The sequence below is a fragment of the Hymenobacter sp. DG01 genome, assembly GCF_006352025.1.
In the GTDB taxonomy this organism is placed as follows: domain Bacteria; phylum Bacteroidota; class Bacteroidia; order Cytophagales; family Hymenobacteraceae; genus Hymenobacter.
This window is the reverse complement of sequence record NZ_CP040937.1, coordinates 202,661-225,560: the sequence shown is the minus strand read 5'-3', so window position 1 is coordinate 225,560 and position 22,900 is coordinate 202,661. Positions and strand designations below refer to the sequence as shown.

Annotated in this window: 28 protein-coding genes; 22 read left to right on the top strand and 6 right to left on the bottom strand. The window is 58.1% G+C overall.

What is annotated here, in order from left to right; genetic code table 11:
• The first annotated feature begins 15 nt into the window (after positions 1-15).
• The 3 genes from FGZ14_RS21215 to FGZ14_RS21205 all read left to right on the top strand — a co-directional run bounded on the left by FGZ14_RS21215 (position 16) and on the right by FGZ14_RS21205 (position 1,330).
• Complete coding sequence (locus FGZ14_RS21215; protein WP_139926374.1) at positions 16-528, top strand: hypothetical protein; 513 nt, start codon at positions 16-18, stop codon at positions 526-528.
• 26 nt (positions 529-554) lie between these two features.
• On the top strand, positions 555-956 hold the full coding sequence (locus FGZ14_RS21210; protein ID WP_139926372.1) for a hypothetical protein: 402 nt from the start codon (positions 555-557) through the stop codon (positions 954-956).
• Positions 957-1,021: 65 nt separating this feature from the next.
• Entirely contained in the window at positions 1,022-1,330 is a 309-nt protein-coding gene (locus FGZ14_RS21205; RefSeq protein ID WP_139926370.1) for a hypothetical protein, read from the top strand.
• A 172-nt stretch (positions 1,331-1,502) separates the two neighbouring features.
• Here the strand turns inward: FGZ14_RS21205 and gldC are convergent, their stop codons facing one another.
• Positions 1,503-1,838, bottom strand: coding sequence for a gliding motility protein GldC (gldC, locus tag FGZ14_RS21200; RefSeq protein ID WP_139926368.1), 336 nt, complete (start codon positions 1,836-1,838; stop codon positions 1,503-1,505).
• Between the two features lie 664 nt (positions 1,839-2,502).
• Here gldC and FGZ14_RS21195 point away from each other — a divergent pair.
• The 12 genes from FGZ14_RS21195 (at position 2,503) to FGZ14_RS21140 (ending at position 11,579) form a co-directional block, all read left to right on the top strand.
• Complete coding sequence (locus tag FGZ14_RS21195; RefSeq protein WP_139926367.1) at positions 2,503-2,952, top strand: HNH endonuclease; 450 nt, start codon at positions 2,503-2,505, stop codon at positions 2,950-2,952.
• A 254-nt stretch (positions 2,953-3,206) separates the two neighbouring features.
• Positions 3,207-3,548: a hypothetical protein gene (locus FGZ14_RS21190; protein ID WP_139926365.1), complete on the top strand. Its 342-nt coding sequence runs from the start codon at positions 3,207-3,209 to the stop codon at positions 3,546-3,548.
• A 49-nt stretch (positions 3,549-3,597) separates the two neighbouring features.
• The gene (locus tag FGZ14_RS21185; protein WP_139926363.1) at positions 3,598-4,104 is read left to right on the top strand and encodes a hypothetical protein; all 507 of its coding nucleotides are present in this window, start codon (positions 3,598-3,600) and stop codon (positions 4,102-4,104) included.
• 38 nt (positions 4,105-4,142) lie between these two features.
• The gene (locus tag FGZ14_RS21180; protein WP_139926362.1) at positions 4,143-5,054 is read left to right on the top strand and encodes a hypothetical protein; all 912 of its coding nucleotides are present in this window, start codon (positions 4,143-4,145) and stop codon (positions 5,052-5,054) included.
• Between the two features lie 17 nt (positions 5,055-5,071).
• The gene (locus FGZ14_RS21175; protein WP_139926360.1) at positions 5,072-5,755 is read left to right on the top strand and encodes a hypothetical protein; all 684 of its coding nucleotides are present in this window, start codon (positions 5,072-5,074) and stop codon (positions 5,753-5,755) included.
• Positions 5,756-5,877: 122 nt separating this feature from the next.
• A complete protein-coding gene (locus FGZ14_RS21170) occupies positions 5,878-6,792 on the top strand; it encodes a DUF6268 family outer membrane beta-barrel protein (protein ID WP_219601199.1) in 915 nt (304 codons plus the stop codon).
• Positions 6,793-6,812: 20 nt separating this feature from the next.
• Positions 6,813-7,109 carry a hypothetical protein gene (locus FGZ14_RS21165; RefSeq protein ID WP_139926356.1) on the top strand — a complete coding sequence of 99 codons (297 nt, stop codon included), beginning with the start codon at positions 6,813-6,815 and terminating at the stop codon, positions 7,107-7,109.
• A gap of 149 nt (positions 7,110-7,258) precedes the next feature.
• Positions 7,259-8,293, top strand: coding sequence for a site-specific integrase (locus FGZ14_RS21160; RefSeq protein ID WP_257883432.1), 1,035 nt, complete (start codon positions 7,259-7,261; stop codon positions 8,291-8,293).
• A gap of 18 nt (positions 8,294-8,311) precedes the next feature.
• Positions 8,312-9,529 (top strand): helix-turn-helix domain-containing protein, encoded by a 1,218-nt coding sequence (locus FGZ14_RS21155; RefSeq protein ID WP_139926354.1) that lies wholly within the window; start codon positions 8,312-8,314, stop codon positions 9,527-9,529.
• Between the two features lie 150 nt (positions 9,530-9,679).
• Entirely contained in the window at positions 9,680-10,339 is a 660-nt protein-coding gene (locus FGZ14_RS21150) for a hypothetical protein (protein WP_139926352.1), read from the top strand.
• A gap of 95 nt (positions 10,340-10,434) precedes the next feature.
• On the top strand, positions 10,435-11,142 hold the full coding sequence (locus FGZ14_RS21145; RefSeq protein ID WP_139926350.1) for a hypothetical protein: 708 nt from the start codon (positions 10,435-10,437) through the stop codon (positions 11,140-11,142).
• A 149-nt stretch (positions 11,143-11,291) separates the two neighbouring features.
• Positions 11,292-11,579, top strand: coding sequence for a hypothetical protein (locus tag FGZ14_RS21140; RefSeq protein WP_139926348.1), 288 nt, complete (start codon positions 11,292-11,294; stop codon positions 11,577-11,579).
• A gap of 187 nt (positions 11,580-11,766) precedes the next feature.
• On the opposite strand, the gene FGZ14_RS21135 is transcribed toward FGZ14_RS21140, so the two are convergent.
• Positions 11,767-12,426, bottom strand: coding sequence for an NAD-dependent epimerase/dehydratase family protein (locus FGZ14_RS21135; RefSeq protein ID WP_139926346.1), 660 nt, complete (start codon positions 12,424-12,426; stop codon positions 11,767-11,769).
• Positions 12,427-12,842: 416 nt separating this feature from the next.
• Here FGZ14_RS21135 and FGZ14_RS21130 point away from each other — a divergent pair, with 416 nt between their 5' ends.
• The 6 genes from FGZ14_RS21130 (at position 12,843) to FGZ14_RS21105 (ending at position 18,360) form a co-directional block, all read left to right on the top strand.
• A complete protein-coding gene (locus FGZ14_RS21130) occupies positions 12,843-14,009 on the top strand; it encodes an aldo/keto reductase (RefSeq protein ID WP_139926345.1) in 1,167 nt (388 codons plus the stop codon).
• Between the two features lie 196 nt (positions 14,010-14,205).
• Positions 14,206-14,577 carry a nuclear transport factor 2 family protein gene (locus FGZ14_RS21125; RefSeq protein ID WP_139926342.1) on the top strand — a complete coding sequence of 124 codons (372 nt, stop codon included), beginning with the start codon at positions 14,206-14,208 and terminating at the stop codon, positions 14,575-14,577.
• Positions 14,578-14,607: 30 nt separating this feature from the next.
• Entirely contained in the window at positions 14,608-15,699 is a 1,092-nt protein-coding gene (locus FGZ14_RS21120) for an MBL fold metallo-hydrolase (RefSeq protein ID WP_139926341.1), read from the top strand.
• Between the two features lie 198 nt (positions 15,700-15,897).
• Complete coding sequence (locus FGZ14_RS21115) at positions 15,898-16,368, top strand: nuclear transport factor 2 family protein (RefSeq protein ID WP_139926340.1); 471 nt, start codon at positions 15,898-15,900, stop codon at positions 16,366-16,368.
• 53 nt (positions 16,369-16,421) lie between these two features.
• Positions 16,422-17,063, top strand: a complete 642-nt coding sequence (locus FGZ14_RS21110; protein ID WP_139926338.1) for an NAD(P)H-binding protein — start codon at positions 16,422-16,424, stop codon at positions 17,061-17,063.
• A 262-nt stretch (positions 17,064-17,325) separates the two neighbouring features.
• Positions 17,326-18,360, top strand: a complete 1,035-nt coding sequence (locus tag FGZ14_RS21105; RefSeq protein ID WP_139926336.1) for a bestrophin family protein — start codon at positions 17,326-17,328, stop codon at positions 18,358-18,360.
• A gap of 198 nt (positions 18,361-18,558) precedes the next feature.
• Here FGZ14_RS21105 and FGZ14_RS21100 read toward each other — a convergent pair whose 3' ends face one another.
• The gene (locus FGZ14_RS21100; RefSeq protein WP_139926335.1) at positions 18,559-19,650 is read right to left on the bottom strand and encodes an aldo/keto reductase; all 1,092 of its coding nucleotides are present in this window, start codon (positions 19,648-19,650) and stop codon (positions 18,559-18,561) included.
• A gap of 414 nt (positions 19,651-20,064) precedes the next feature.
• Between FGZ14_RS21100 and FGZ14_RS21095 the strand changes: the two genes are divergently transcribed.
• A complete protein-coding gene (locus FGZ14_RS21095; RefSeq protein WP_139926333.1) occupies positions 20,065-20,748 on the top strand; it encodes a flavodoxin in 684 nt (227 codons plus the stop codon).
• 258 nt (positions 20,749-21,006) lie between these two features.
• On the opposite strand, the gene FGZ14_RS21090 is transcribed toward FGZ14_RS21095, so the two are convergent.
• The 3 genes from FGZ14_RS21090 to FGZ14_RS21080 all read right to left on the bottom strand — a co-directional run bounded on the left by FGZ14_RS21090 (position 21,007) and on the right by FGZ14_RS21080 (position 22,897).
• Entirely contained in the window at positions 21,007-21,513 is a 507-nt protein-coding gene (locus FGZ14_RS21090; RefSeq protein WP_139926331.1) for a hypothetical protein, read from the bottom strand.
• A gap of 130 nt (positions 21,514-21,643) precedes the next feature.
• Complete coding sequence (locus tag FGZ14_RS21085; RefSeq protein WP_139926329.1) at positions 21,644-21,925, bottom strand: acyl carrier protein; 282 nt, start codon at positions 21,923-21,925, stop codon at positions 21,644-21,646.
• Positions 21,926-21,982: 57 nt separating this feature from the next.
• The gene (locus tag FGZ14_RS21080) at positions 21,983-22,897 is read right to left on the bottom strand and encodes a DUF4249 family protein (protein WP_180754645.1); all 915 of its coding nucleotides are present in this window, start codon (positions 22,895-22,897) and stop codon (positions 21,983-21,985) included.
• Positions 22,898-22,900: the final 3 nt, after the last annotated feature.

Genomic DNA, 22,900 nt, shown 5'->3' with positions numbered 1-22,900 from the left:
CGCATCCTACATCTTATGGTAGCCATTTCCCTTCTCCAGCCCTGGGCCACACTTGCCGCGCTGGGGCTGAAAGTCAATGAAACCCGGTCCTGGACCACCGGCATTCAAGGTACGCTGGCCATTCATGCCAGCCTCGGCAAAATGAGCAAGATCCGTCGGCTGTGCGCCGAGGACGAGCATATCAGTGCCGCCCTGAATGCGCTGGGCCTGGGGTTTGACGACCTACCCCGAGGGGGAATAGTCGGGTTGGTTCGCCTGGATGGTGTTTCTCGCATTATCGGCCCTGATGCGGGGCTTTTACTCGACAATAAGATGCCGACGCTCAACCCAGCGGAGTTGAGCCCTCAGGAGCGAGCATTTGGCGACTATACTCCCGGCCGCTTTGCCTGGGCCATGAGTGAGGCCCGCGCCCTGGAGCAGTTGGTAGCCTGTCGAGGGCAGCAGCGCCTGTGGATGCTGCCGGACCTGATCCGTGACAAGGTATACGCGGCCTTGCCTCAACCGGAAGCGCAACTCGTGGCAGTGTAGATCTACTCCCTTTTCCCTTCAGTTTAATGAACCAGTCCTTACAGCACATTGCCGATAGTTTAGGCAAAGGAGGCACCCAGTTGGTTGCCTTGTTTCTAATGGGAGTGCCCGTCTGGCACGTAGCCGGTAAAGTGCGGCGCTGGGCCGCCCGCCGCCGCCAGCGGTTGTTGCCGGCCGCGCTGCTGCTGAGCGTCGGCGCCCACGCCCAGGGCTTCCCGGCCGGGGCCGCAACGGTGCAGAACTACGACACAACAACCGTGAGTTGGACCCTGCCCGCAGGCATGAGCCATAAAGTAGCCCGGCAGGCCGCGCTGACCTTGACGAAAATGGGTACCACGCAGGATAAAACGCGGCTGACAACGGCTGACAGTGCTTTTCTCTACAAATGGATGCCGGGCGTACTGGAGCCGCCCAAACGGCGTCGCTAAATCATCTACCACTCTAACTGCCTGCTATCATGTTCGCCCTCCTTGTTCCATTAAGCCCAACGGGTATGCATCTCTTTACCGAGTTGGTAGAAAGTACTATGCAGGAATTGGCCAGCACGCACGCCCTGGCCTTACTACTGAGTACAGTGGGCCTGGCAGGGGTAGCATTTGTGTTGTGCACCTTGCGCGTATCCCGTCCGTTGCCGGCGCTGACCCGCGGCATGCTGCTCATCAGCCTGCTGCTATTTCTGGCTAGTCTGGCTTTTGCGCCAGTATTAGTGCTGGCCGTGCTGAGCTGGGCCAGTGTAGCGATGCTGCTGGTAGTTGATGAGTTGCTGATGGTGCGCAACCAACGCCGGCAGTCAGCAGAATAGCGCCGACGTTGTAGCAAAGGCAAAAGGGCTTCCGGTAGTGAACCGGAAGCCCTTTTGTTTGTGGCCTGGTCAGCTGACCAGGCCTTATACTGTGTGCATTGTGCGGTGTGGCGGCTGGCCTACTTGCGCCAGCCTGGTAGGCAGAGAGCGGAATTGGAAGCAGTACGGGCTGCTATTCAGGTGTTTTTAAGCGGGTAAGCAGTTCGTTGCAGAGATCGTTGATTTTATCGGCCATGCCTTCATCATCCGTAGCCCGGCTAATATCTTCGGCCAGCGCTCCAATGGTATCAATATAGAACCGCTTTAAGTGCTCGATAGGCATTTCTTTCGTCCACAGCCCTATTCGCATTGTGCCGGCTTCCTGTTTGTTCCAAATGGAGATATTCAGCGCGTGCGCTTCTTGATCAACGGCTTCACTACCTGGCTCGCCCGTGCTTTGCCAGTGAATGGCCTCCGGGACTTTGTGCTCGTCGAGCGTAACGGTGAAATGTAGTTCAGATTTCTTCATAGGTAGAAAGGTTAGGTGTGTGTAGGGAACTCTGTTCAGGGGCGATTAAAATCAGCTAAATACAAAATGACTTATTAGGGGGTGACCCTACGGGTCGGGCTATCCGGGGCTCCGCTTCGCTGCGGTGCTCCGCACTAAACCCCTCCTATCCCTCACCCAGCATACGCAGCCAAAAAAGCGGGGCAGCAGGGTGTAAGATCTTATTCAGGTTAATTTAAATGACACTTTAAACGGCGTAGAGGCTGCTTTTTGCGTATAAAGAGCAACACTTTGCAACTAAATTTTTATGGAAAGTACATCATTTGAGGCAACCTATTTCGTGTACGATGAAATTGATTCACCAGTAGTCGGTAACTGTCCAGCTTGCGGGGGGAGGCTTTTCTTGCTGAAGCGGCTGAAGCAGCCCAGGCTATTGAAAATCCAAGTGGCGAGCCGTTGGACATTCCGGAAGGCCTGGCATGGTGCCCGGCGTGCCTGCGTGCGGTGGAGGCCGTGCCGGAGGAGGAATAGCCGGTATTGAAGCGGGGCAGTTGGGGAGAAAAAGCCCGAAAGGAGTAAATAGAGGGGGTTTTTTGTTGACTTTTATAAACGCTAGGGGTTCCCAAACGTATAAGAAGTATACAACGCAAGCAACCAACCTCCCTCCTTTTTAACCGCCTTTGCCATGTGTGCTTCTTCCGCCTCCGCTTCGACTACTGACCGCCCAGACCGCAAACAACAGAATCAGGGCCAAAACTGGATTAGCCAGCGCGTCCGGTTAGCTATCTATATGCGTGACGGTTTTGCTTGTGCTTACTGCGCACGAGGCATTGAGGCAGGTTTGACGCTCACTCTTGACCACATTGTACCTTACTCCAAAGGCGGGGCAATCAAAGACCCCAAAAACCTGATTACCGCTTGCCTGAACTGCAATAGCTCACGCGGCAACCGTAGCCTGAAGGATTTTGTAGCCGTATCGGCCCCCTACCACCAGCGCGACCCCGCCGAGGTACTGAACTTCATTCGCCTGCACCGCCAGCGCGTGTTGAAGCTGAAAGTAGCCGGGCAGATGATAGCCCAAAGCGGGAGCTGCCGCAAGGTATTGGATATAGTACAAGGTGGGGGGCTGATTTAGCCCCCACCAGTAGTACCCAGCGGCGCTACTGGCCCGGTGCGGATTGGCCGGGGGCGGGCATCGAGCCCGCCCCCGGCCAGAAAGGAACCCCGGTCGAACCCTTACTGATAAGCGGTTTTTATAGCTGGGCGGTAGGGGTAAAAGTGCATTTGAAGGCAAATTGAGGGGTTATTTGTTGTCTTTTATTAATCCTTAGCCGCCCAATTTCGTTTAATAGGTATAGGGCGCAGCCCTCTCACCGAATAGCTTTCTTTATGCTCAACACGGCCACTTCCGCCCCCGAAACTCAGCCCTTCACTCAACAGGCTTACGCCTTAGGCCGGGAGGCCCAACAGGGCGGCATGATGGAAGTGCCGGCCCAGGATGCCAACCTTTGGCCCCTGCTTCAGGGGTTGCAGGTGGGGCAGGGGCTGCCGGTGCTCCAGGCCTGGCAGCAAGGCTACCGGCACCAGCAGGACGAGCACCAAATCCGCGAGTTTGCCGACCAGTTGGGCCGGGCCGAGGAAGTAAACCAGCTGATGCAGGCAGGCCTGACCGATGCAGCGCGGGCCGGGCTATGGTGGCAGCTATTCAACCAGTTGCCGGACGCCGCTTAAAGTGCTCCCCATTTCTCAGATGTACGATTCTTACCCTAGCGTCCTTCTTATGTGCCTTGCTCCAACGCAGACCCACCAGCCGATTGCCATTCCCAGCCGCCAGCAGGTGCGGCAGGACGCTACGGAACTCCTAGACAGCTTTATGGCCATAGAGGCGGATACGAATTGCCCAGGGCTGATGCAGGCGGGTTTCGATATGCCGGCCATCCGGGCGCGGGTTAAGCAATTGAGCAACACCGTTCGCGCCTATTGCCGGGAGGCCTTTATCCGCTATCAGCACCCCACCAGCGCCGCCGAGGCCCTGCACGCGGCCACGGTAGCCCACGCCTATTTCGTGGCTACCTACCAAACGCCGGAGCGGGCCGTGGCCATTGCCCAGCTCCGTCTGACGGAAGATGCTTTACACCTGCTTATTGGCCAGCGCGTGCGCTATCCCAGCCGCTCGATGGAGGGAGGGCAAACCATCGGCACCGTGCTCGATACTTACGATGCGGGAGATATACGCGTCGATACGGACGGAGTGATCGGGTGGCAGGAGTGCGAGTTGGTAGCCTAGTAGCCCTTTTTTCAGTTTTCTAGCCCTAATTCTAGTATATGAAGCTTTCCTTTGACCCGGAAACCCTACTTCCTGCTGTGCTGCCGGCTACAATGCCCGATTGGGCAAAGCAGATGGGTGCTCTCTTACCCGTAGCTAGCGGGCAGTATGACCTGGCTTTATTGCGCCGGCAGCAGCAGCTGCTACGCAAGTTGGGTGCACGACTGGAGGAACAGGGAGCCGCGCCGTTCCTGATTGAACACCTCGACAACGTAGCCGACCTGTTGGGCGCCCTGGTTACACCCTACCTGAAAAAGCTCGATACGCTGGGCGACAACGCGACGGAGGATATTGAACCGGAATGGCTGCCCGATTTTTCGCCCTTGCCCGTGTTCTGGCAGCCCATCGACCCGGCCGTGGAGGTGAGTAGCGAAACGGTAGAGGCCTTCGACCAGCTTGCGGGCCGGCCCGACGTGCTTATCAGCGTAGCGGGCGGCGTAGCCGAAATTGCCTACCAGCGGCCCAGCCTAGTTGTAGAAATAGTGGATTACGACAACCTAGGCCAGGAGGAAGCCCAGCAGGAACTGAACCGTCTGCTGGGAGGCATCAACGACCCGGGCGACTGGATACCGGAGTACCCGCAGGCTGCCGAGCCAGACCCCGAGCAGGTACCGGTGGCCAGCACGGTGCAGCCTTCAGCGGTGGCCCCAGAGCAAGCAGCGGCGGCTACGTCGGGCCTGAGCCAAAATGCGCTCATCCTTGCTTCCGGCCAGAATGCTACCGTTGAGGATGTGGCACACGTAATGAAGGCCGACCAGAAGAAAGCCAAGAAGCTTTTTAAGGAAATGCAGGGCATCTATTCGCCCACGCCTACCCTGTTTCAGCTGGCTCTGTTCAACGGTGAAAACGACCTGGAGAAGATGCTGAAAAGTGTCATGGAGGCCCGTAAACAGGCTTCTGCAAACCGCTAACAAACCCTTTCTGCCCTATGGCCCCAGTTCAAGTGTTTGAATCTGTTTCGGTGGTGGCCGGTGATGTAGTCCGTTACCAGGTTCCGGGCCGGGAAGTAAAGGGCTGGGCCTGCCCTACTTCTCAGTTCGTGCTGGAGGTGAACGAAGCCGGGGACGTGCTGACCGCAAAGGACGGTTGGCGTCCGGCCGGTTCCTTCACCTGGCACCGGCCAGTGCCGGCCATGCAGCGCACGCCCACCAGTCAGGACTGCGCCATCTTCGCCCAGGGCCGCAGCTGGTTTATCTTAGGCAAGGCCTTGCCCAAAGAGCGTTACGTGTTGACTGAACGACAGCAGCGTAATGGGGCCATGCGGGCGAAACGCGAGGTGGAACGGGCAGCAAAAGCCCATAAAAAAGCCCTTCAGCGCACTCCTCCCCTTTTTTACGAGCAGCCGCAGGGGCCCTTGCCGCGCTACTCGACGGCTGAGCAAGCCAACGCACATTTGCGCCTGATCCGCGACGACTTTACCGAAAACCGCCGCGAGTGCCGGGCGCGAACAATCCGGGGCATCCGTGCGCGTCTGGCCAGCTACTCTCCCCAGGAGGTTGCCCGCCTGCACGCACTCTGGCAGGGACAGGGCTGGGCCAGTGGAATAGAGTACCTGGCTGGCTTTCTGCATACCCAGGAATGTCTGCAACAACAAGCCAAAAAAGCGATTTAGAAGCTCTTATCTTCGCCCGTAAGCCCGAGCAGGTAGCGCCCCGGCTACTCCTTATATATATACGGTGCGAAAAAGCATTTTCAGCAACTATCATTCGTGAAGCAAAACGGCGCTCTTTCTACATGATGTTTACTCGATTAGTAGCCGGCCTAAGCCTAGGCGTCGGCGTCCTTTTACCCATGGCCAGCCAGGCGCAGGGCTATGCAGAAGGTGTAGGCCTGAGCTATGAAGTTCTGCCTCTCAAACTAACCGCCGACGACACCCAGCGCACCTTCCGGGCCGATGTGTTCCGGGCTAACGTGATTCTCCCGCTACTAGTCAGTGCCGACAGTACCGGCAGCGTATTGGTTGGAACGAGCCTGGAGCACCTGCGCTTCACCGGAGAACGTCCGGGATTCCCGGTGCGCAGCGTGACTGGAATCTTACCGCTGGTAGGCTACCGGAAACGGCTTTCCCCTCAGCTCGAACTGACGGCCCTCGCTTTGCCCGCCCTGAATTCTGACTTGCGCGACGTGCAGGCGCGCGACCTTACCTGGGGCGGCGTGGTTCGGGCTGGCTACCGTACCAGTGCCCGCCGAGCCTACCGCTTAACGCTGGGCTACCGGCAGCAGTTTTACGGACCACAGTACATCGTGCTGCTGGGCCTTGATTGGCAGCTGGGCCAGCGGTGGCGGGCCTTTGGCGACCTGCCGACCACCTTTACGCTCAGCTATGCTGCTTCGCCCAAGTTTGCCGCAGGCTTCAACCTGAACGGCATTAATACTGCCTACCGCCTGCAAGACCGGGACCGGTATTTTCAGTATCAGCAGGGCCATTACGGGTTGTTTGCCGAGGCTTACGTTAGTGCTCATTGGGCCCTGCGCGCAACCGCAGCGTATGCCGTGACGCGCCGGCTCGATGTTTTTGAGAAGAACGATCAGTGGCCCGCGACAATCGACTACATTGGCCTGGGCCAGGAGCCGGTACCGCTCAATCCGTTGATCGAAAAAGGCCCAGCCTTTAAGGTGGCCCTCAGCTACCGAGTAGCAACCCCCTGATCTTTTAGCTGGCTTTGCCTATGCCCTTTCATTTAGCTGTGCTGCTCTGGCTACTCGCCGGAACGTTGTCGGCCATCTTCTTTTACCTGCGCAAAATCTGGAAGCTCCGGCAGGCCGGTAAAACCTGGGAGCAGCACATCGAAGAATGGAACGACTTGGTGAATGACGAATTTGCCGACGAACTCGAACTCGAACCCGAGCCCGCTCCATCAGTCAATGACTATATATGGAAGGGTATATTGGTTGACTTGCTGCTGTGGCCTATATCGTGGTTAGCTTATATTAACAATCGGGTACAGAAACGAGAAATGTGGTAAATTGTATTTTACTACACAGAAATACTATAAAAGCCGGATATGTCACATATTCGGTTTTTTGTTGCACTTAAAACGATAACATCGGATAATCTTTACTTATCCGACCTTATTTACCTAGCTTTGACGAGCCGGTATATCTGACTTTTTGCATGCTCAAAGACGATGATCCGCCGCCCGTACCCTTCACATTTGCCTCGACCCGTATGGAGCACTTGCCAAGTATAACCGAAAGCACCCGGGCCGTGGGGCAGGCGCGGCACCTGAATGACTATGCCGAGAAGGCCGGGCGCTACGTGGCCGCTGGCCTGGAGGGTGCAGCCAATACCAAGGAAGCCTACGCCGGCGACTGGCGCCGCTTCACGGCCTGGTGCACCGAGTATAATTGCCAGCCGTTACCGGCCGACGTGCCGACGTTGGTTGGGTTCGTTACGCACCTGACGGAACTGGGGCGCAAGACCGCCACCATTCGGCGGCATATTGCCTCGATTGCCAAGGCCCACCGGCTGGCCAGCCAGCCGGTTCCCAGTACGGACGACCAGTTTAAGGTGTTCATGGAGGGCGTTAGTCGCGTGGAAGGCGTGCGCCAGAAGCAAGCCCCGGCCTTCAAACTGGAGCATTTCAAACGGGCCGTGCAGGAAATCGACACCAGCCGGCCGGCCGGCCTGCGGGACCGGGCCTTGCTGCTGCTGGGCTTCAGCGGGGCCTTTCGCCGCGACGAGCTGGCGAGTGTGAACATCGAGCATTTGCAGCAGGACGAAGAAGGCTTGCTCATTGACCTGCCGCGCAGCAAAACCAACCAGAAGGGCGAGAGCGAGGAAAAGGCGGTGTTCTACTCCCCGGACCGGCGTACCTGCCCGGTGCGGGCCGTCATGGAATGGGTCAGCTACCTACAGGCGCAGGGCCGCAGTACGGGGCCGCTGTTTCTGTCCTTTCGCCGCGGCCAGCACCTGAGCAAACGCCGGCTCAATACCGACGCCATCAACCTGATCGTGCAGCAGTACCTGGGCAAGCAGTATACCTCGCACTCGCTGCGGGCCTCCTTCGTGACCATTGCCAAATTGAAGGGCATCGACGACAGCAAGATTATGAATCAGACCAAGCACAAGACCACGGCTATGATTCGCCGCTACACGCGCCTAGATAGCGTCCGGCAGCATAATGCCGCCCAGGAAATAGGCTTATAACTAGCTCAATATCATCGAATGGCTATTCAGGATATCATCCTTAAAGAAGGAGAAAGCACCTTCGTAGATTTCAAAAAGACGGCGTATAAACCGGAAATATTTTTCGACTTCATCAAGGATGTGATGGCAATGGCCAACGCGCCGGTTGAGGAAGATAGGTACCTCATCGTGGGTGTAAAACACTACGTAGATAATAGCCGGGACCTCATTGGCTTACTGCCTGATGATCTGCTAGATGATGCTGTTTACCATCAGTTACTGCGGGATCATGTGGAGCCGCTTATTCCCTTTGAGTATTTCTATACTACAGTACAGGGGAAGTTGATAGGGGTATTCAGAATATATAATACTCATCCTCCTTATATGATGCGCAAGGAGTTTGAGCGCGGTAAGCAAAAATTGCAGGTAGGAGACTCCTTCATTCGAGTTGGCACGTCTACCGCTCGGATAACGAGAGCCGATATTGATCAAATGTTTAAACGGCGGCTTACAGCAGATCCGTTCGCCGGCAAACTGCGGGTACTACTGATGGTAAATGGCGTAACCACGGCAACCGCATCCACATGCGCCGACAAAGTATTTCCATCAGAAGCTAACCGCCAGAAAATAACCCGTATTCTAGCGGATAAGCGCGAAAAAGAACGATTAGATAAGGAGAAGGCACAAACCAATTGGAGCACTCACCTAGTATCACAGCATCTACAGTCGCTCCAGGGGACCAGCTTAGCGGCACTGGCCGGCAGAATGCAAGGGGGCAGCAGATACGAGGATCGAACTATTGAGCAACTGGAAAAGAATCTGGCGGAGGTAGAGAGTACCTACCGAGAACACGATCTGTATGCCAAATTCGAGGAGCAGGCCCACCAGCTGAATTTTCTACTGGTAAATGACAGCGATCAATACGTGGAGGATTGCTCCATTACCATCACGTTTAAAAATGATCCGGGTGTAAGTATTGCCACTAAAATCCACCCAGATCCAGCCCAGCAGCATAATTATTCAGCGCACGTTTTCCGCTTAGGTTACCCGTCCGTGCAGGAGTACAGGGGGTATTATATGATTGAAGGCAGTATTAAGAGTATAAAGCATGGGGTTCAAAACGAGGCTTTTCAGCAGGCTTTGCGCCTATACATTCCTGGGCAGGCCGCTGGCCAGCAACTGCTTTTTAAAGTAGCCTTGACCGCGAAAAACCTGAAGCAGGAGTTTACGCAGGAGCTAGTGCTTACCATTCAGTAAGGCCTTTGTGTACCGCTGGCAAGACCGGTCCAACGGGAACTCATTCTTTCGATTCGCTGACGGCGATGCCTTCCGCTGTAAAGAATCTCCCACTACTTCGTTAACTCTGCGGTGGTTATTCAGATGCCACTTTTACCCCCAAGTATCGTGATGGAAAATTTTACCTATGAATACGTTTCTGGCACCGTAGTAAGCTCGCAAAAGCACACCCAGACGCACATGTATACTGAAGGCGGCGGAGGCCAGATTACCACCGGGCGAAATTTAGTGGGTGATCCAGTATTACGGGGTAAAATCGAGGCTCCGGTTATTAAGTCGTACAATACGACAACCCATGAAATCTTTCTGCAGCTGGAAAATGGGCCGGAAATGAGCATCAAATTCTTGCAGGATGACATAGCCGTGCGGGAGGGCCATAAAATTACCTTGATAGCGGTATTTCGGGCGGGAGAATCAACCGGATATTACGCGTGTCTATTCAATCACAATACCCGTTCAACCGCTGCCTTATTGAGCAACCTGCAACGTAGAGAGCTAACGACTCCTTATTTGAAAATCACTGAAGCCCCCACGGCACCGCCACAGGAAGCAACGCCCCAGAATAAAGGCCTCCTGGGCGGGCTAGCTGCGTCATATCGTAAGGCGGTTGACAATGTAGCTTCGGTGTGGAAGGATACTTCTTCCGAAGCGCTGTATGCCTATCAAAACAGAAATACAGATGCTCCAATGTCACAATACGAACTCGATCACCCTCGCGCCCTGATGCTCGCTCAGGTCATAAACGAGGCATTGTTGCGGTTGCAGCAGTAGTAACGCCCGAGGACAGGGAGTTCCCGAATGCGCAGGGCATAGGGAAGTATATTGTTTATTCGATCCGCTGAGTGCCGTTACGTTCTGCTGAGGATATGACCCATGAAACCCTACACAGCGTGCTGGCCCGCGCCAACGGCGGCGATGGCCCCGAAATTCTTATCCTACGCCCGCTTACCGAGTCCGTAGTGTGGGCCAGTCTGTGGCTGGAAGCCCCCAGGCCGGACCAGACCGACCGGCGCCAGCACGGATCTAAGGTGTACCTGATTCGCAATGAGCTACAGGAATACGTAGGTATCGTGTTGGATCATGGGCCAGCGGATCTGCATGTTTATGTGCCGCCGCAGCACCGGGGCCATCACTATATGAGCAAGGCCTTACGGGAGGTAATCCTACCGCACCTTTTCCTGGATGGGCGGGAGGTCCAGCACATTACCATTAGCCGCAATTTCGGCCGTAAGACGTTTGAAGCAGCGCAGAATGCCGCCCTGGCCGCAGGCTTTGTGCCGGTGCACAGAGCGGAGGATGAGGAGCAAAATATTGCAACGCTGGAGTTTACGCCAGTGAATCCGGACGATATGCCCTACTACCCCGGCACCGACACCGAGCCGAGTGCGGAGCGCCTGCAGCAGATAAAGCGGCAGTTGGCTTATCACGCTTCCTGCCTGCAGCTGCTAAGCGATGAAGTAGCCATGCACCTTGCCGACGACTTCCTGCCGGAGGAAATAGAGGAGTTGGCCATAGACGTGCACGGCCTGTATGATAAAATACAGCGGGCGGTGCGGGAGATGAAGGAACGGTAAGTGGCCCAAGTGTCGGGGTGTGCTATTAAAATTAGTTGCAATCCGTTTTTGTCTGTAAGTTTGACGAGCGGGCACATACCAGCTGAAGTAGCGGAGGAGCAGGGTGCTCCTAACCCTCTGCTGGCCTATACCTTGGCTCGTTCTACTTTATGTACTTACAGGTACTCCGTCAGCATATCGCCCCTATGCCCCTGAGTGCAGGCTTCAAGGAGCAGCTTAGTAGCGAAGTCGAACTACAGGCTTACCTGTTTTATCTGGAGTTGCCGCCGTTGCTGGCCCCTTTGTTTCCCCGCGTGAGCCCCCACCAGCTCGATGCGCTGACCGTCAACAACTACCTCTATTTTCGGTTTGTGCTGGCTAGTGAAAACCAGCGGGACGCGGGGCCATCGGCAGAACAGTGGCCTTGGTTAAAAGTTTGGTACAAAAGTCGCATTTGAGCTTACATACAACTGTGTATCAGCTATTTTTGGGCATCACAATAGCCGGAACCACACTTCCCGCTAAGCCCATGCAGGCATTATCAGGCTCCTGTAACGGTTGTACCGCCCTTTTAAGGGTGTTGTTAAACAACACCCTGGGACCCAGTGACCCGTGTAAGGTTTACACTGATCACTCCTATCTGCTCTAGTGCCGGTGCGCCAGTTCCACGATGTCCTTGACTTCCAGCACCGGCTTCTCGTACCCGTGGTGGGTTACGTTAATCATGGCCCGGCCTACCTCAGCCATGGTGGAAACCCAACTGGGCGCGATGCGGCGAAGGCCCGGAAACAGCCAGCCCATGTACCGGTTCAGCGACGATACATGCTGCTGACCCGGCGTCACCGTCATCAAGCCCAGCCGGAACATATAGGTGGCCCGAAACGGCAGGCGCCGCAACTCGTTCTCGGTGCGGCCTTTCACGCGGGCCCACATCTGGCTGCCCTTTTCGGTGCTGTCGGTGCCCGCGCCCGAGACGTAGCAGAATGTCATCTGCGGGTTGAGCCGGGCCAGGGTGCGGGCAAAGCCCAGCGTGAGGTCGTAGGTGAGACGGGTGTACTCGGCCTCTTTCATGCCGGCCGCCGATACGCCCAGGCAGAAATAGCAGGCGTCGTAGCCCGTCAGCTCGGCTTCGATGGACCCGGGGTGCTCGAAGTCGGCTAGCCGAGCTTCCTGGAGCTTGGGATGCTGCCGGCCCGTGGGCTTGCGGGTGACGGCCAGTACGCGGGTAATGCGCGGATCTTGGAGGCATTCCAGCAGGACGCCTTCGCCCACCATGCCGGTGGCGCCGGTTACGATGACCTTCATATGCTAATGGTTGAGTTACGGTAGAAAGCTTTCCAGAGCGCGTAGCGCAGCGGAGCAGCACAAAGGTCCTTACCCAAGGTGCCCGTCCAAAACGGGAATCAAACCAATCAGTGCACAAATCAAACAGCCCAGCAAACCGGATGCAATTGGTCAGTAGGGTGCCTGGACGTCTTGCCCCAGCGACGACGAGTTCACGAGCCAACGCGTTGCCCTTCCCCCACCGATGGCGACGCTTCGGGTGCTGCACACCGCTAAGTGTTTGAATTGTGCACTGATTGGTTTGAATCTCTTTTTCCAGCGCTGCCGGCTTGCCGGACCTTTGTATCGGTCATGTAAGCAGCCGAATTCACCCAACAACTGGCTGAACCAGCTCCGCGTGATTCCTGACCGTCGTCACTCTATATCAAGCAAGAACCATGGACAATTCCCTCGAAAAGCCGGCGTCCGGTCTCAACCGCCGCGACCTGCTGAAAGCCGGTTTGATCCTGGCGGGCGGCGCCATGCTGCCGTCTGCGTGCACCGTAGCTGCTACCGGTTCTTCGGCTCGCTCCGCCACGGCGAAAAGCCAGGTGAGTGGCCGCCGCAAGCTGGGCACCCTGGAAGTGTCCAGCATCGGCCTGGGCGTGCAGAACATGAGCCGCACCTACCAGACGCTGGTCCCCAACCGGGCCGAAATGCACCATATCATCCGTACGGCATACGACCAGGGCGTCACCTTTTTCGATGCCGCGGAGGCGTACGGCCCGTGGGAGGTGGAGCGCATCCTGGGCGAAGCCGTTGGGGCCTTCCGAAACAACATCGTGATTGCGACGAAGTTCGGCTGGAATTTCGACCAAAAAACCGGGCAGCGGCTGCCGGGCGTGAACAGCCGCCCCGACCACATCAAGGTGGTGGTCGATAACATGCTGCAGCGCCTGCGCACCGACCGCATCGATTTGCTCTACCAGCACCGGGTGGACCCGGCCGTGCCCATCGAGGACGTGGTGGGTGCCATCAAAGACCTGATGAGCCAGGGCAAAGTCTTGCACTACGGCCTGTCCGAGCCGGGCCTGCAAACCGTCCGGCGTGCCCATGCCGTGCATCCGATAACGGCGATTCAGAACGAATACTCCCTCATCTGGCGGGGCCCGGAAGCCGACATGCTGCCGCTGTGCCAGGAACTCGGCATCGGCTTCGTGCCTTGGTGCCCGCTGGGCGGTGGGTTTCTCACCGGTACCATCGACGCCAAAACGTCGTTTGCGCCCGGCGACGGTCGCAGCATGATTCCCCGGTACTCAGCGGAGAATATGCCCCACAACCTGGCCTTGGTGGAACTCATTAAGAGCTGGGGCACCCGCAAAGGCGCCACGCCCGCCCAAATCTCGCTGGCCTGGCTACAGGCGCAGAAACCCTGGATTGTGCCCATCCCAGGCACCACGCAGATGGCCCACATGCTGGAGAACAACGGGGCATCGGCGGTGCGGTTTACGGCCGATGAGCTGGGGCAATTTAACGCCGAGGTGGCCCAAATTCAAATTAAAGGCGAGCGTCTGCCGCAGATGGTGCTCCAATACTCTGGGGTGGAAGCCGCACCCAGAAAGTAGGACGCCTTACCGCGTTAGCCCCGGCCCCTCTGCGACGCGAATACGCCCGAGGGCACCGGCAGCGGCAAGTAGGATTCTTTATTAAGCCAAGCAGCCGCGCCAGCTGCCTTGTCAACAGAAGGCGGCCAGCACCCTTACATGCTTGTAACTCCGGCAAGTTAGGGGTAGTTGCAAGCTCACCCACACGATACATAAGATGAACCCAGCACAAGAAATAGCAGATATCTCCCGGCAGAAGTGGCGCTGGATGGCCGAGTGCAACGTCGAGGCCCTGGCCACCCTTTTTCACGAGGAAGCCGTGTTTGTCCATATGGGCATGACCCTGACCAAAAGCCAGGAGCTGGAGGTCATCCGCACCGGCGGGATTCACTACAAAGAGGCCACCATCGAGGAAGCCTCGGTGCGCTTCGTGGAGACTACTGCCATCCTGTTGAACAAGATTCGGCTGGTGGCCGTGGTCGGCGGCCACGAGGTCGTGAACCCCTTCGTGGTGACCGAGGTGTATGTGCTCCAAAACGGGGCGTGGACGTTGTGCTCGCTCTCCTTTACCCGGCTGGTTACCGCCTAGCGTCAGGTGCACCAGGTGCCAAAGAAAAGCATGTCCTTTTACCTCAAAAAACTTGGCCTGGGCGCAGCGGTGGCTCTTGTGCTGCTGCTGTCGGCCTGCACGGTTTTTCTTAAAACCAGCCCCCAGTTCGGCGGGGTGCCGACCAAGGCGCAGCAGCGGGCCTACGCACAGTCCGGCCATATGCAGGACGGCAAGTTTGTGAACTTGCTGCCCACTGCCCAGTTCACGGACGGCGGCCCCTGGGTGATGTTGTGGCGGTCCCTGACGGAGAAAGCCCCCATTAAGGATCCAGCCGGCCCGCTGCCCATGCGGCCGCTGGACTCGCTCTCCATCACGCGTACCCCCGCCGAGCAGGTGCGCGTCACCTGGTTTGGGCATTCGGCCAGCCTGGTGGAAATAGGCGGCCAGAAAGTGCTGCTCGACCCCATGCTCAGCATCAAGATGGGACCCGTCAGCTGGGTGACCCCGAAGCGCTACAACCAACAGGTGTCCATCAGCGCCGAGCAGCTGCCGGCCATCGATGCCGTGCTGATTTCGCACGACCACTACGACCACCTCGACTATGAGACGATTCGCCTGCTGAAGGACCGGGTGGCGCACTTTTACGTGCCGCTGGGCGTAGGCGCGCACCTGCGGGCCTGGGGGGTGGACGAAGCGCGGATTCTCGAGATGAACTGGGGCGATTCCGTGCGCCTGCCGGGCCTGACCATCACCAGCACGCCCACGCGGCATTTCTCGGGGCGCGGGCTGACCAATCAAAACAGCACCTTGTGGTCCTCTTGGGTGCTGAAAAGCAATCGGCACCGCGTCTTTTACAGCGGCGACGGCGGCTATGGGCCTCACTTTCAGGACATCGGCCGCCAGTACGGACCTTTCGACTTGGCCTTGATGGAGTGCGGGCAGTACGACCGGCAGTGGGCCCGGATTCACATGGTGCCGGAAGAGTCGGTGCAGGCGGCGCTTGACGTGCGGGCGCGGGTGATGCTGCCCGTGCATTGGGGGCGCCTTTTCCGAGGCAAACCACCTCTGGAACGAGCCGGTGGAACGGGCTGTCGCGGCGGCCAACCGATTACACGTGGTGCTCGCCACGCCCGAGATTGGCCAACCGGTGGTATTGGGTGACCCACTGCCCCAGCGTCCCTGGTGGCGTGCTCCGGCGCTAAGCCAGCCGTTACCCTAATGCGGTAAGGACATCGCTACGCAGCAGACCATTAAAATACTCCCCAGGTACCGGCCAGGCCCGCTTGTATCATATAAACCAAGATTAGTCTTTTTGTCCACCGGGCCGCGCCAATAGCGGCCACATTCCCAACCACTTTTATGAAAGCTTCATTTTTCGGCCTATTTCTATTGCTGCTACTAAGTGTGCAGGTAGCCTGCGCCCAACAAAAAAAAGACAGCCCTTCCACGGCTAAGAGCGCGAAGACCGAGCAGGAGATTATCCAACTCTCCAAAAAGAAGTGGCAGTGGATGGCCGATAAGAAAGCTGATTCCCTGGCTACACTCTTCGATGATAAGGCGGTGTTTGTGCACATGGGCGGCTCCTGGGGAAAAGAACAGGAAGTGTCTATTATCAAGTCGGGCGGCATCCACTACAAGAAAGCGGATATCCATCAAGTATCGGTGAACATCATCGGCTCGACGGCCATCCTGCTGAATAAAATCACCTTGTTGGCGGTCGTGGGCGGCAATGAAGTCACCAATGAGTTCGAGGTGACGGAAGTCTACGTTCAGCAAAAAGGAGGGTGGAAATTAGGCTCCCTCTCCTTCACCAAGCTGATGACTCCCTAATCCGGTAGCGCAAGCCCGGCCACTTACCCTCTACCTGGAAGACCAAGCCGAACATGAACATCTTACTTCTCGGGGCCGCCGGCCAAATCGGGCAAATGGCCACCGATAGCCTGCTCCGCCAAACTGACGCCACCCTCATTTTGTATGCCCGCCGAGCCTCCACGCGCTTAAAAGCAACGGACCCGCAGCGGGTTCGCCTGGTGGACGGGGACTTCAGCGATGTCCCGGCCCTGACCAAACTCCTACAGGAGGTGGATATCGTGTACATCAACGCGGCGGGCGATAAGGCCGCCAAGCAGGGTATTGCCGCGGCCATGCAGGCGGCGGGCGTCAAAAGGGTTATCGAAGCCTCTATTCTGGGCATTTACGATGAGGTACCCGGCGCTTTTGGAAAGTGGAATACCCGCATGGTAGGGGGTAATCGGATACGTCAGGTGGCCGAGGCCACCCGCGTCTTTGAAAACGAGGCCTTCGATTACACGATACTACGGTTGACCTGGCTGTACAATCAGGCCGGCAACACCGCGTATCAGCTTACCCAGAAGGGGGAACCCTTCGTGGGCACCCAAGTAACGAGGCAGGCCGTTGCTCAACTACTTGTCGATATTGTTACGGCAACGGATGACCGGTTTAAGCAGAAAAGTCTGGGGGTGAGCGAGCCGAATACCGATTGGGACAAACCGTCCTTCTATTAGCACCCCTCATTAGCCGTAGCTTGGGGTAGCAAAAGGCGTGTCATTCAGTAATGATGCGCCTTTTGCTACCCCAAGTTTTGTTAGATTTTGCTTCGTTCGTACCAACAGCACCCGTCAAGCCGAAAGGCAGCGTGGGTGACCAGCCGGACGGCGGCGACTGGCTTGCTGCGGTACCGAACAGCAGAGTCGACTACGCTGCTCCAGCCGGGAGCTGGGAAGGCCAGCCCCCTTCTCAGGCCCGCTCACCGCTAACCTTTACCGCATGTACGTCAAAAAGAATTACAACCTCCGGGAGACCTTCTTCAATTCGGGCAAGCACCTGTTCTGGCTGACTCCCTATGCCTTGCTCATCGCGCTGCTGTACCGGTACACGGCACTGCATGAGTTTAGCCTCCCGTGGCTGCCCCTCTCCCTGATTGGCACGGCCGTGACGTTTTACGTGGGTTTTAAGAACAACCAGGCCTACGACCGGCTCTGGGAAGCGCGCACCGTCTGGGGAGGCATTGTCAACAGCTCGCGCATGTGGGGGTCCAACATCAAAGCTTTCGTGGTACCGGCCGCATCCAGCCCGGCCGCCGGAGAGGGGTTGCCCGAGCAGAAGAGAGCCTTGATTTACCGCCACATTGCCTGGCTTTACCAGCTGCGCCGGCAGTTGTTAGAGCCCACCGCGTGGGAGCATATCAGCCTGCCCGGAGTATACCGCCGGGACGCGGAAGAAAAGAGCCAGAAGATGGGGTTGGGGTTGTTTGGGGAAGACGTCACCGAAGACCGGCTGCAGCGGTATCTGTCGTCGGCGGAGCAGGCGGCCTTGCCCACCTACAAAAATGCGGCGGCCCAGCTCATCGACCAGCAATCCGAGCACCTGGCGCGCCTGCGAAAGGCCGGCCACGTCGGCGACGTCGAGCACGTGGCCTTGCAGGGCATCCTCAACGACTTTTACGAGCACCAGGGCAAGGCCGAGCGCATTAAGAAAACGCCTTTCCCGCGTCAATTTGCCAGCTTCGGGTTCGTGATGGTCTGCATCTTCATTGCGATGCTGCCCTTCGGGTTCTTTTCGGAATTCGCTAAAATAGGCGACAACGGCATCTGGCTGGCGGTGCCTTTTGTGATTCTCATTAGCTGGGTGTACGTGGTGATGGAGCTGGTCGGCGACTACTCGGAAAACCCGTTCGAGGGCCTGGCCAACGACGTGCCCATGCTGGCCTTGAGCCGCACCATTGAAATCGATTTGCTGCAGCAGCTGGGCGAAACGGACTTGCCGGCTCCCATTCAGCCCATCAACCACGTGCTGCTGTAGCTCCGCGGGGAATTCAACTTACCGGCGGCGCGCTGCACGCACCAAAACGGGGTGTCAGTGAGCAGCCGATACGGAAGCGTCCTAGCTAAGCAAAAAAAGGGATGTAGGCCAGCGCAATGCCCTGGCCTACATCCCTTCTTCTTTTACTGGCGGGGGCGATTCCCTGAAGGGTAGCCGCTCCTGCTCTAACCAGTCCGGTTAGTACCGGTCTTTGTCGGACTTTGGGGCCATGGGGGAGTCAGGGGGCGTAACCCCATTCAACGATATGCCTCCGTGCTGGAAACTGTTGGTATGTTTCTGCATGGTCGAGGTGAACATGGCCGGGGGCGTAGACAGCTCGTCCAGCGACGATAATTCCTCGGCCGACAACCGCACGTCCAGCGCCGCGACGTTGGCCTCTAGCTGGTCGAGCCGTCGGGCACCGATAATGGTCGAGGTAACGCCGGGACGGCTCACCACCCAGGCCAGTGCTACGGCGGCGGAGGTTGTCTGATGCGCCTCGGCCAGTTCGGCCAGGCGGTCCAGAATGGTAAAGGCCCGCTCATCCAAGAGCGCCACATACCCCGTGGCCTCGCCGCGGCTGCCGCTCACTTGCCCGGCGTTCGTGCGGGTATACTTACCCGACAACAGGCCCGACTTCAGCGGCGACCAGGGCGTCACCCCGAGGCCCAAGGCCTGCGCCATGGGCAGCAGTTCGTCTTCCACCGTACGCTCCAGCAGCGAGTGTTCCACCTGCAGCCCCACAAAGGGTGTCCAGTCTTTCAGTTGGGCCAGGGTGTTGGCCTGCGCCACCTGCCAGGCCGGCGTGTCGGACACGCCGAGGTAGCGCACCTTGCCGCTGTCGACCAGGCGGTTCAGTACCTTCATGGTTTCTTCCACCGGCGTGTTCCAGTCCCAGTGGTGCAACCAGAACAGGTCGATGTAATCGGTTTGCAGGCGGCGCAGCGACTCCTCGACCTGGGCAATCAGCGACTTGGCGCCGTTGCCGCCGCCGTTGGGGTCGCCCAGGTACAGGTTGTTGCCGCCCTTGGTGCCAATCACCATCCGGTCGCGCTTGGAGGATTCGCGGCCAATCGAGTCGCCGATAATCTTCTCCGAGTGCCCGTTGGTGTAGGCGTTGGACGTGTCCAGGAAGTTGCCGCCCAACTCCCGGTACCGAGAAAGAATGGCATCCGCTTCCTGCGGGGAAGAGCCTAAGCCCCAGTCTTCGCCGAAGGTCATGGTGCCCAGGCACAAGGGGCTCACCCGCAGGCCGGAGTTGCCCAGGGTTACATACGATTTTAGTGACATAAACAAGTGGGTTGAAATGGTCAACAGCTGCGCGCCGCCTTCCCGGGTTGGGGTAAGGCGAATAGCACAGCACAAAGGTCTCTACGGGCAAGACGGCGGCTAAACACAATTCAAACCAATGAATGCAGATTTCAAACAGGCGCCAGGCTGATGCCCCCAAGTACCGACCGGGCTAAGAACAACACCGAGGCTACATGCCGGAAAGTGTTTGAATAGCATACTCTTTCGTTTGATTCGTTTTTTCTATCCCAGGCGGATGGACAGACCTTTGCCAGGCAACTCCGCGCTAGCCAAACGAGTCGGGTCCGCACGGAGCCGGAGGCGCCGGACCCGGCTGCTCGCCCCTTTTGCTCCCAACCGCCCAGGTGGCAATCGGCTCTTCTGGCCCACCTATTACCCCCAAACCGTAACCCCATGAACAACCAGCCTAACCGTCGATTACAGCCTGTTAAGCCCTCTACGGCTGCCCTTTCGCGCTGGCTGCTCAGCTGCGTGCTGTTGATTTCCGCGTGCTCCTTCGCGCAGACCGACGACGCTCAGGCGCCGGCGGCACCGGGCGTGGTGGTGGATTCGAGCAAAGTCCTGATTGTGTACTTGTCGCGCACCAGCAACACCAAGGCCGTGGCGGGCATGATTCACCAACGGGTAGGTGGCACGCTGGTGGCGCTGGAACTGGAGACCCCCTACCCGGCCAACTACCAGGCCACGGTACAGCAGGTGGCCCGGGAAAACGATACCGGCTTTTTGCCCCCGCTGCGCACCCGTATCGCCAACATGGCGCAGTACGACGTCGTCTTTGTGGGCGCGCCCACCTGGGGCATGCAGCTGCCCCCGCCCATGAAAAGCTTTCTGAAGCAGTATAACCTGAGCGGCAAAACCATCGTGCCCTTCAACACCAATGCCGGCTACGGGGTAGGCAGCAGCTTTGAGACGGTTAAGGCGCTGGCTCCCCAAAGCACCGTCCTGGAAGGCTTTACCACGCGTGGGGGCATCGAACGGGACGGGGTGCTCTACGTGATGGAAGGCAATAAAGAAAAGCAGGTGCAGACGGAAGTCCAGGCCTGGTTGAGAAAACTGAACCTGCTCATTACCAGGTAAGCTACCCCAGACGCGTTAACAGCCAGGGCAGTAGACTGAAGGAAACAGGCGCACGCGGCTGGTGTGGCGGTTGATGGCTCGCTGGGAGTGGGCCGAGTAGCGTGGACCCTGGAATTCAACCTGCGCAAGGGCTTGCTCAATGCGGTGCCGGTCGGCGGCGGTTAGCTGCGCATGTGCTGCACCGAGGTTTCTTCATTCGCTGCTTTCTGGCGCGGGAATGCGTCAGATGATGGGCCGCGTCCTGCTTACGCAACAGCGTTACCCTTTCGGAGCCCGCACCAGTTCGGTCAGCCCCTGCAGGTAGTGGCGCAACCGGTAGTGCAGCGTCGAGTCGAGCAGCAGTAGGGTCAGAAATAAGCCCATCATCCCGATGGAGAGGCCTTTCCAATAAACCTTGGAGACCATATAAAACAGCAGGACCGACGCGCCCATCATCCCGGCCCAGAGCGGGGGCAGCGTGGTGTACGCTTTGTCGTCCTTGATGGCCTTGGCGTATTCCTGTTGCAAGGCTTTTGCCGGGGCTTGCGCCTGCAGCGCGGCTACTTTGGTCAGGTGCCCCGGGCGCTTGGCCACTTGAAAGCCCCCGTAACTCATCAGCACCAGGACCACCAACGAGAGCGGGACCAGGGTGCCGCGCAGAAATTCGTGCATGCTGTTGAGAATGGCGATGACGGCCATCAGCAAGACGGCGCCGATGGCCAGCATCAGCTTTCCCTGGAAGACTTCTCCTTTGACCCAAGTGCTGGCGAGTTCAAGTAGTTTCATGGTGAGTGGAGTGGTGCGATGCAGGAAGTAGACCCGCGGTGAAATGAGTATAGGTGTAGAGGGGGTTGCTGCCCTTTCGGCAGAATCCGGATTCCGGACAGTGGCCCCAAGTGTCTTAGAAGACCATACCTCATAGCCAAGAGCCGCTTTGCAGCAACTGCGCGAAGAACTTAGCATACACGGATTGCCGCAAGGACCGCTCGATGCCGCTCAGGGAAAGCTGGACCAGGCGCAGCTCCGATAGCTCGGCTGCGGAAAACCGAATGCTGAACTGCTGTTCAACCTGCAGCACCAGCTCGACAAAATCGAGGGAGTCCAGGCCAAGGTCCGGTCGCGACTTTTCCGTGGGCTGGCTGCCCGCCGCACCCGGCGGCAGCAACGGCAGCACCTGCTGCCAAATAGCTTCTATCATGAGCAGAGTGGATGCGGGTGACGACCGAGGCTTTAGCAAGAGGTTATGGCCGGTTTTTCATCGTAAAATCAGGGTCCTACGGTCGGCGACCAGCACAGCGAATACACCCAAGCCGCCCTGCACGGTGCTGCGGATGCGGGCCGGCTGCGAGAAGGGGTTGCCGTTGCCCGAAATGGCCCCCATGACGCTTTGCTGGAAATTGTAATAGTCCGCCTCCAGGTGATACAGCGTGGCCGTCATCGTGTCGCCGGGCATAAAGCGGTAGGTGGTGGGGGCCATGTAGGACTGGCCGTTGAAGAGCTGGTCGCTGACCAGGTAGTCCCCCTCGGAGTCGTTGGGCTCGCGCGTCGTGGTGAGCAGCAGACGGTAATAGTCCGCTGTAGCCCCCGCATCGGTCCAGCGGGTGATGAAGTTGGCCTGCCGGTCCTCACCGCTGCGCCCGTTGAAGCCGTAGCGAACCGAGTCAATCGGCACGAAGGTGGGCACCCCGGCCGTACCGGTGATATGGTGGTCGCGGGTGTCGCGCACGTCCAGGGCGAAGCGCTGGCCCGGCTGCAGGGCCAGGGGACTGGTGCCGATGTGGGTGAAGACCCGCCGCGTCACCGGGTCGATGCCCGGCGCAAACCGCATAGGCATCACCTGGCCGCTGGGCAAGGTGAGGTTGACCGTGACATCGACGGGTACCTGAATGGTGATGCCGTTGATGCCCAGGCCCAGGGTGGGCGTGGTGGCGGTGGGCAGCGTGATAGTGGGCTGGTCGGTGCCCCCCACCGTGGAGGGCAGGTAGGCGCCCGATTCTACCACTGTGAGACGCGGCACCTGTCCCGCCTCTAGATAGCATTCCACCACCAGTTCGGGGGTGTAGGCAGGCATCACGACATCGACGTCGTTTTGCAGGTCGCACCCCGCGGTAGTCAGCAGCAGACCGGCCAGGCTGACGTTGGCAGCGAACTGCTGGAAAGACTTACGCATGGG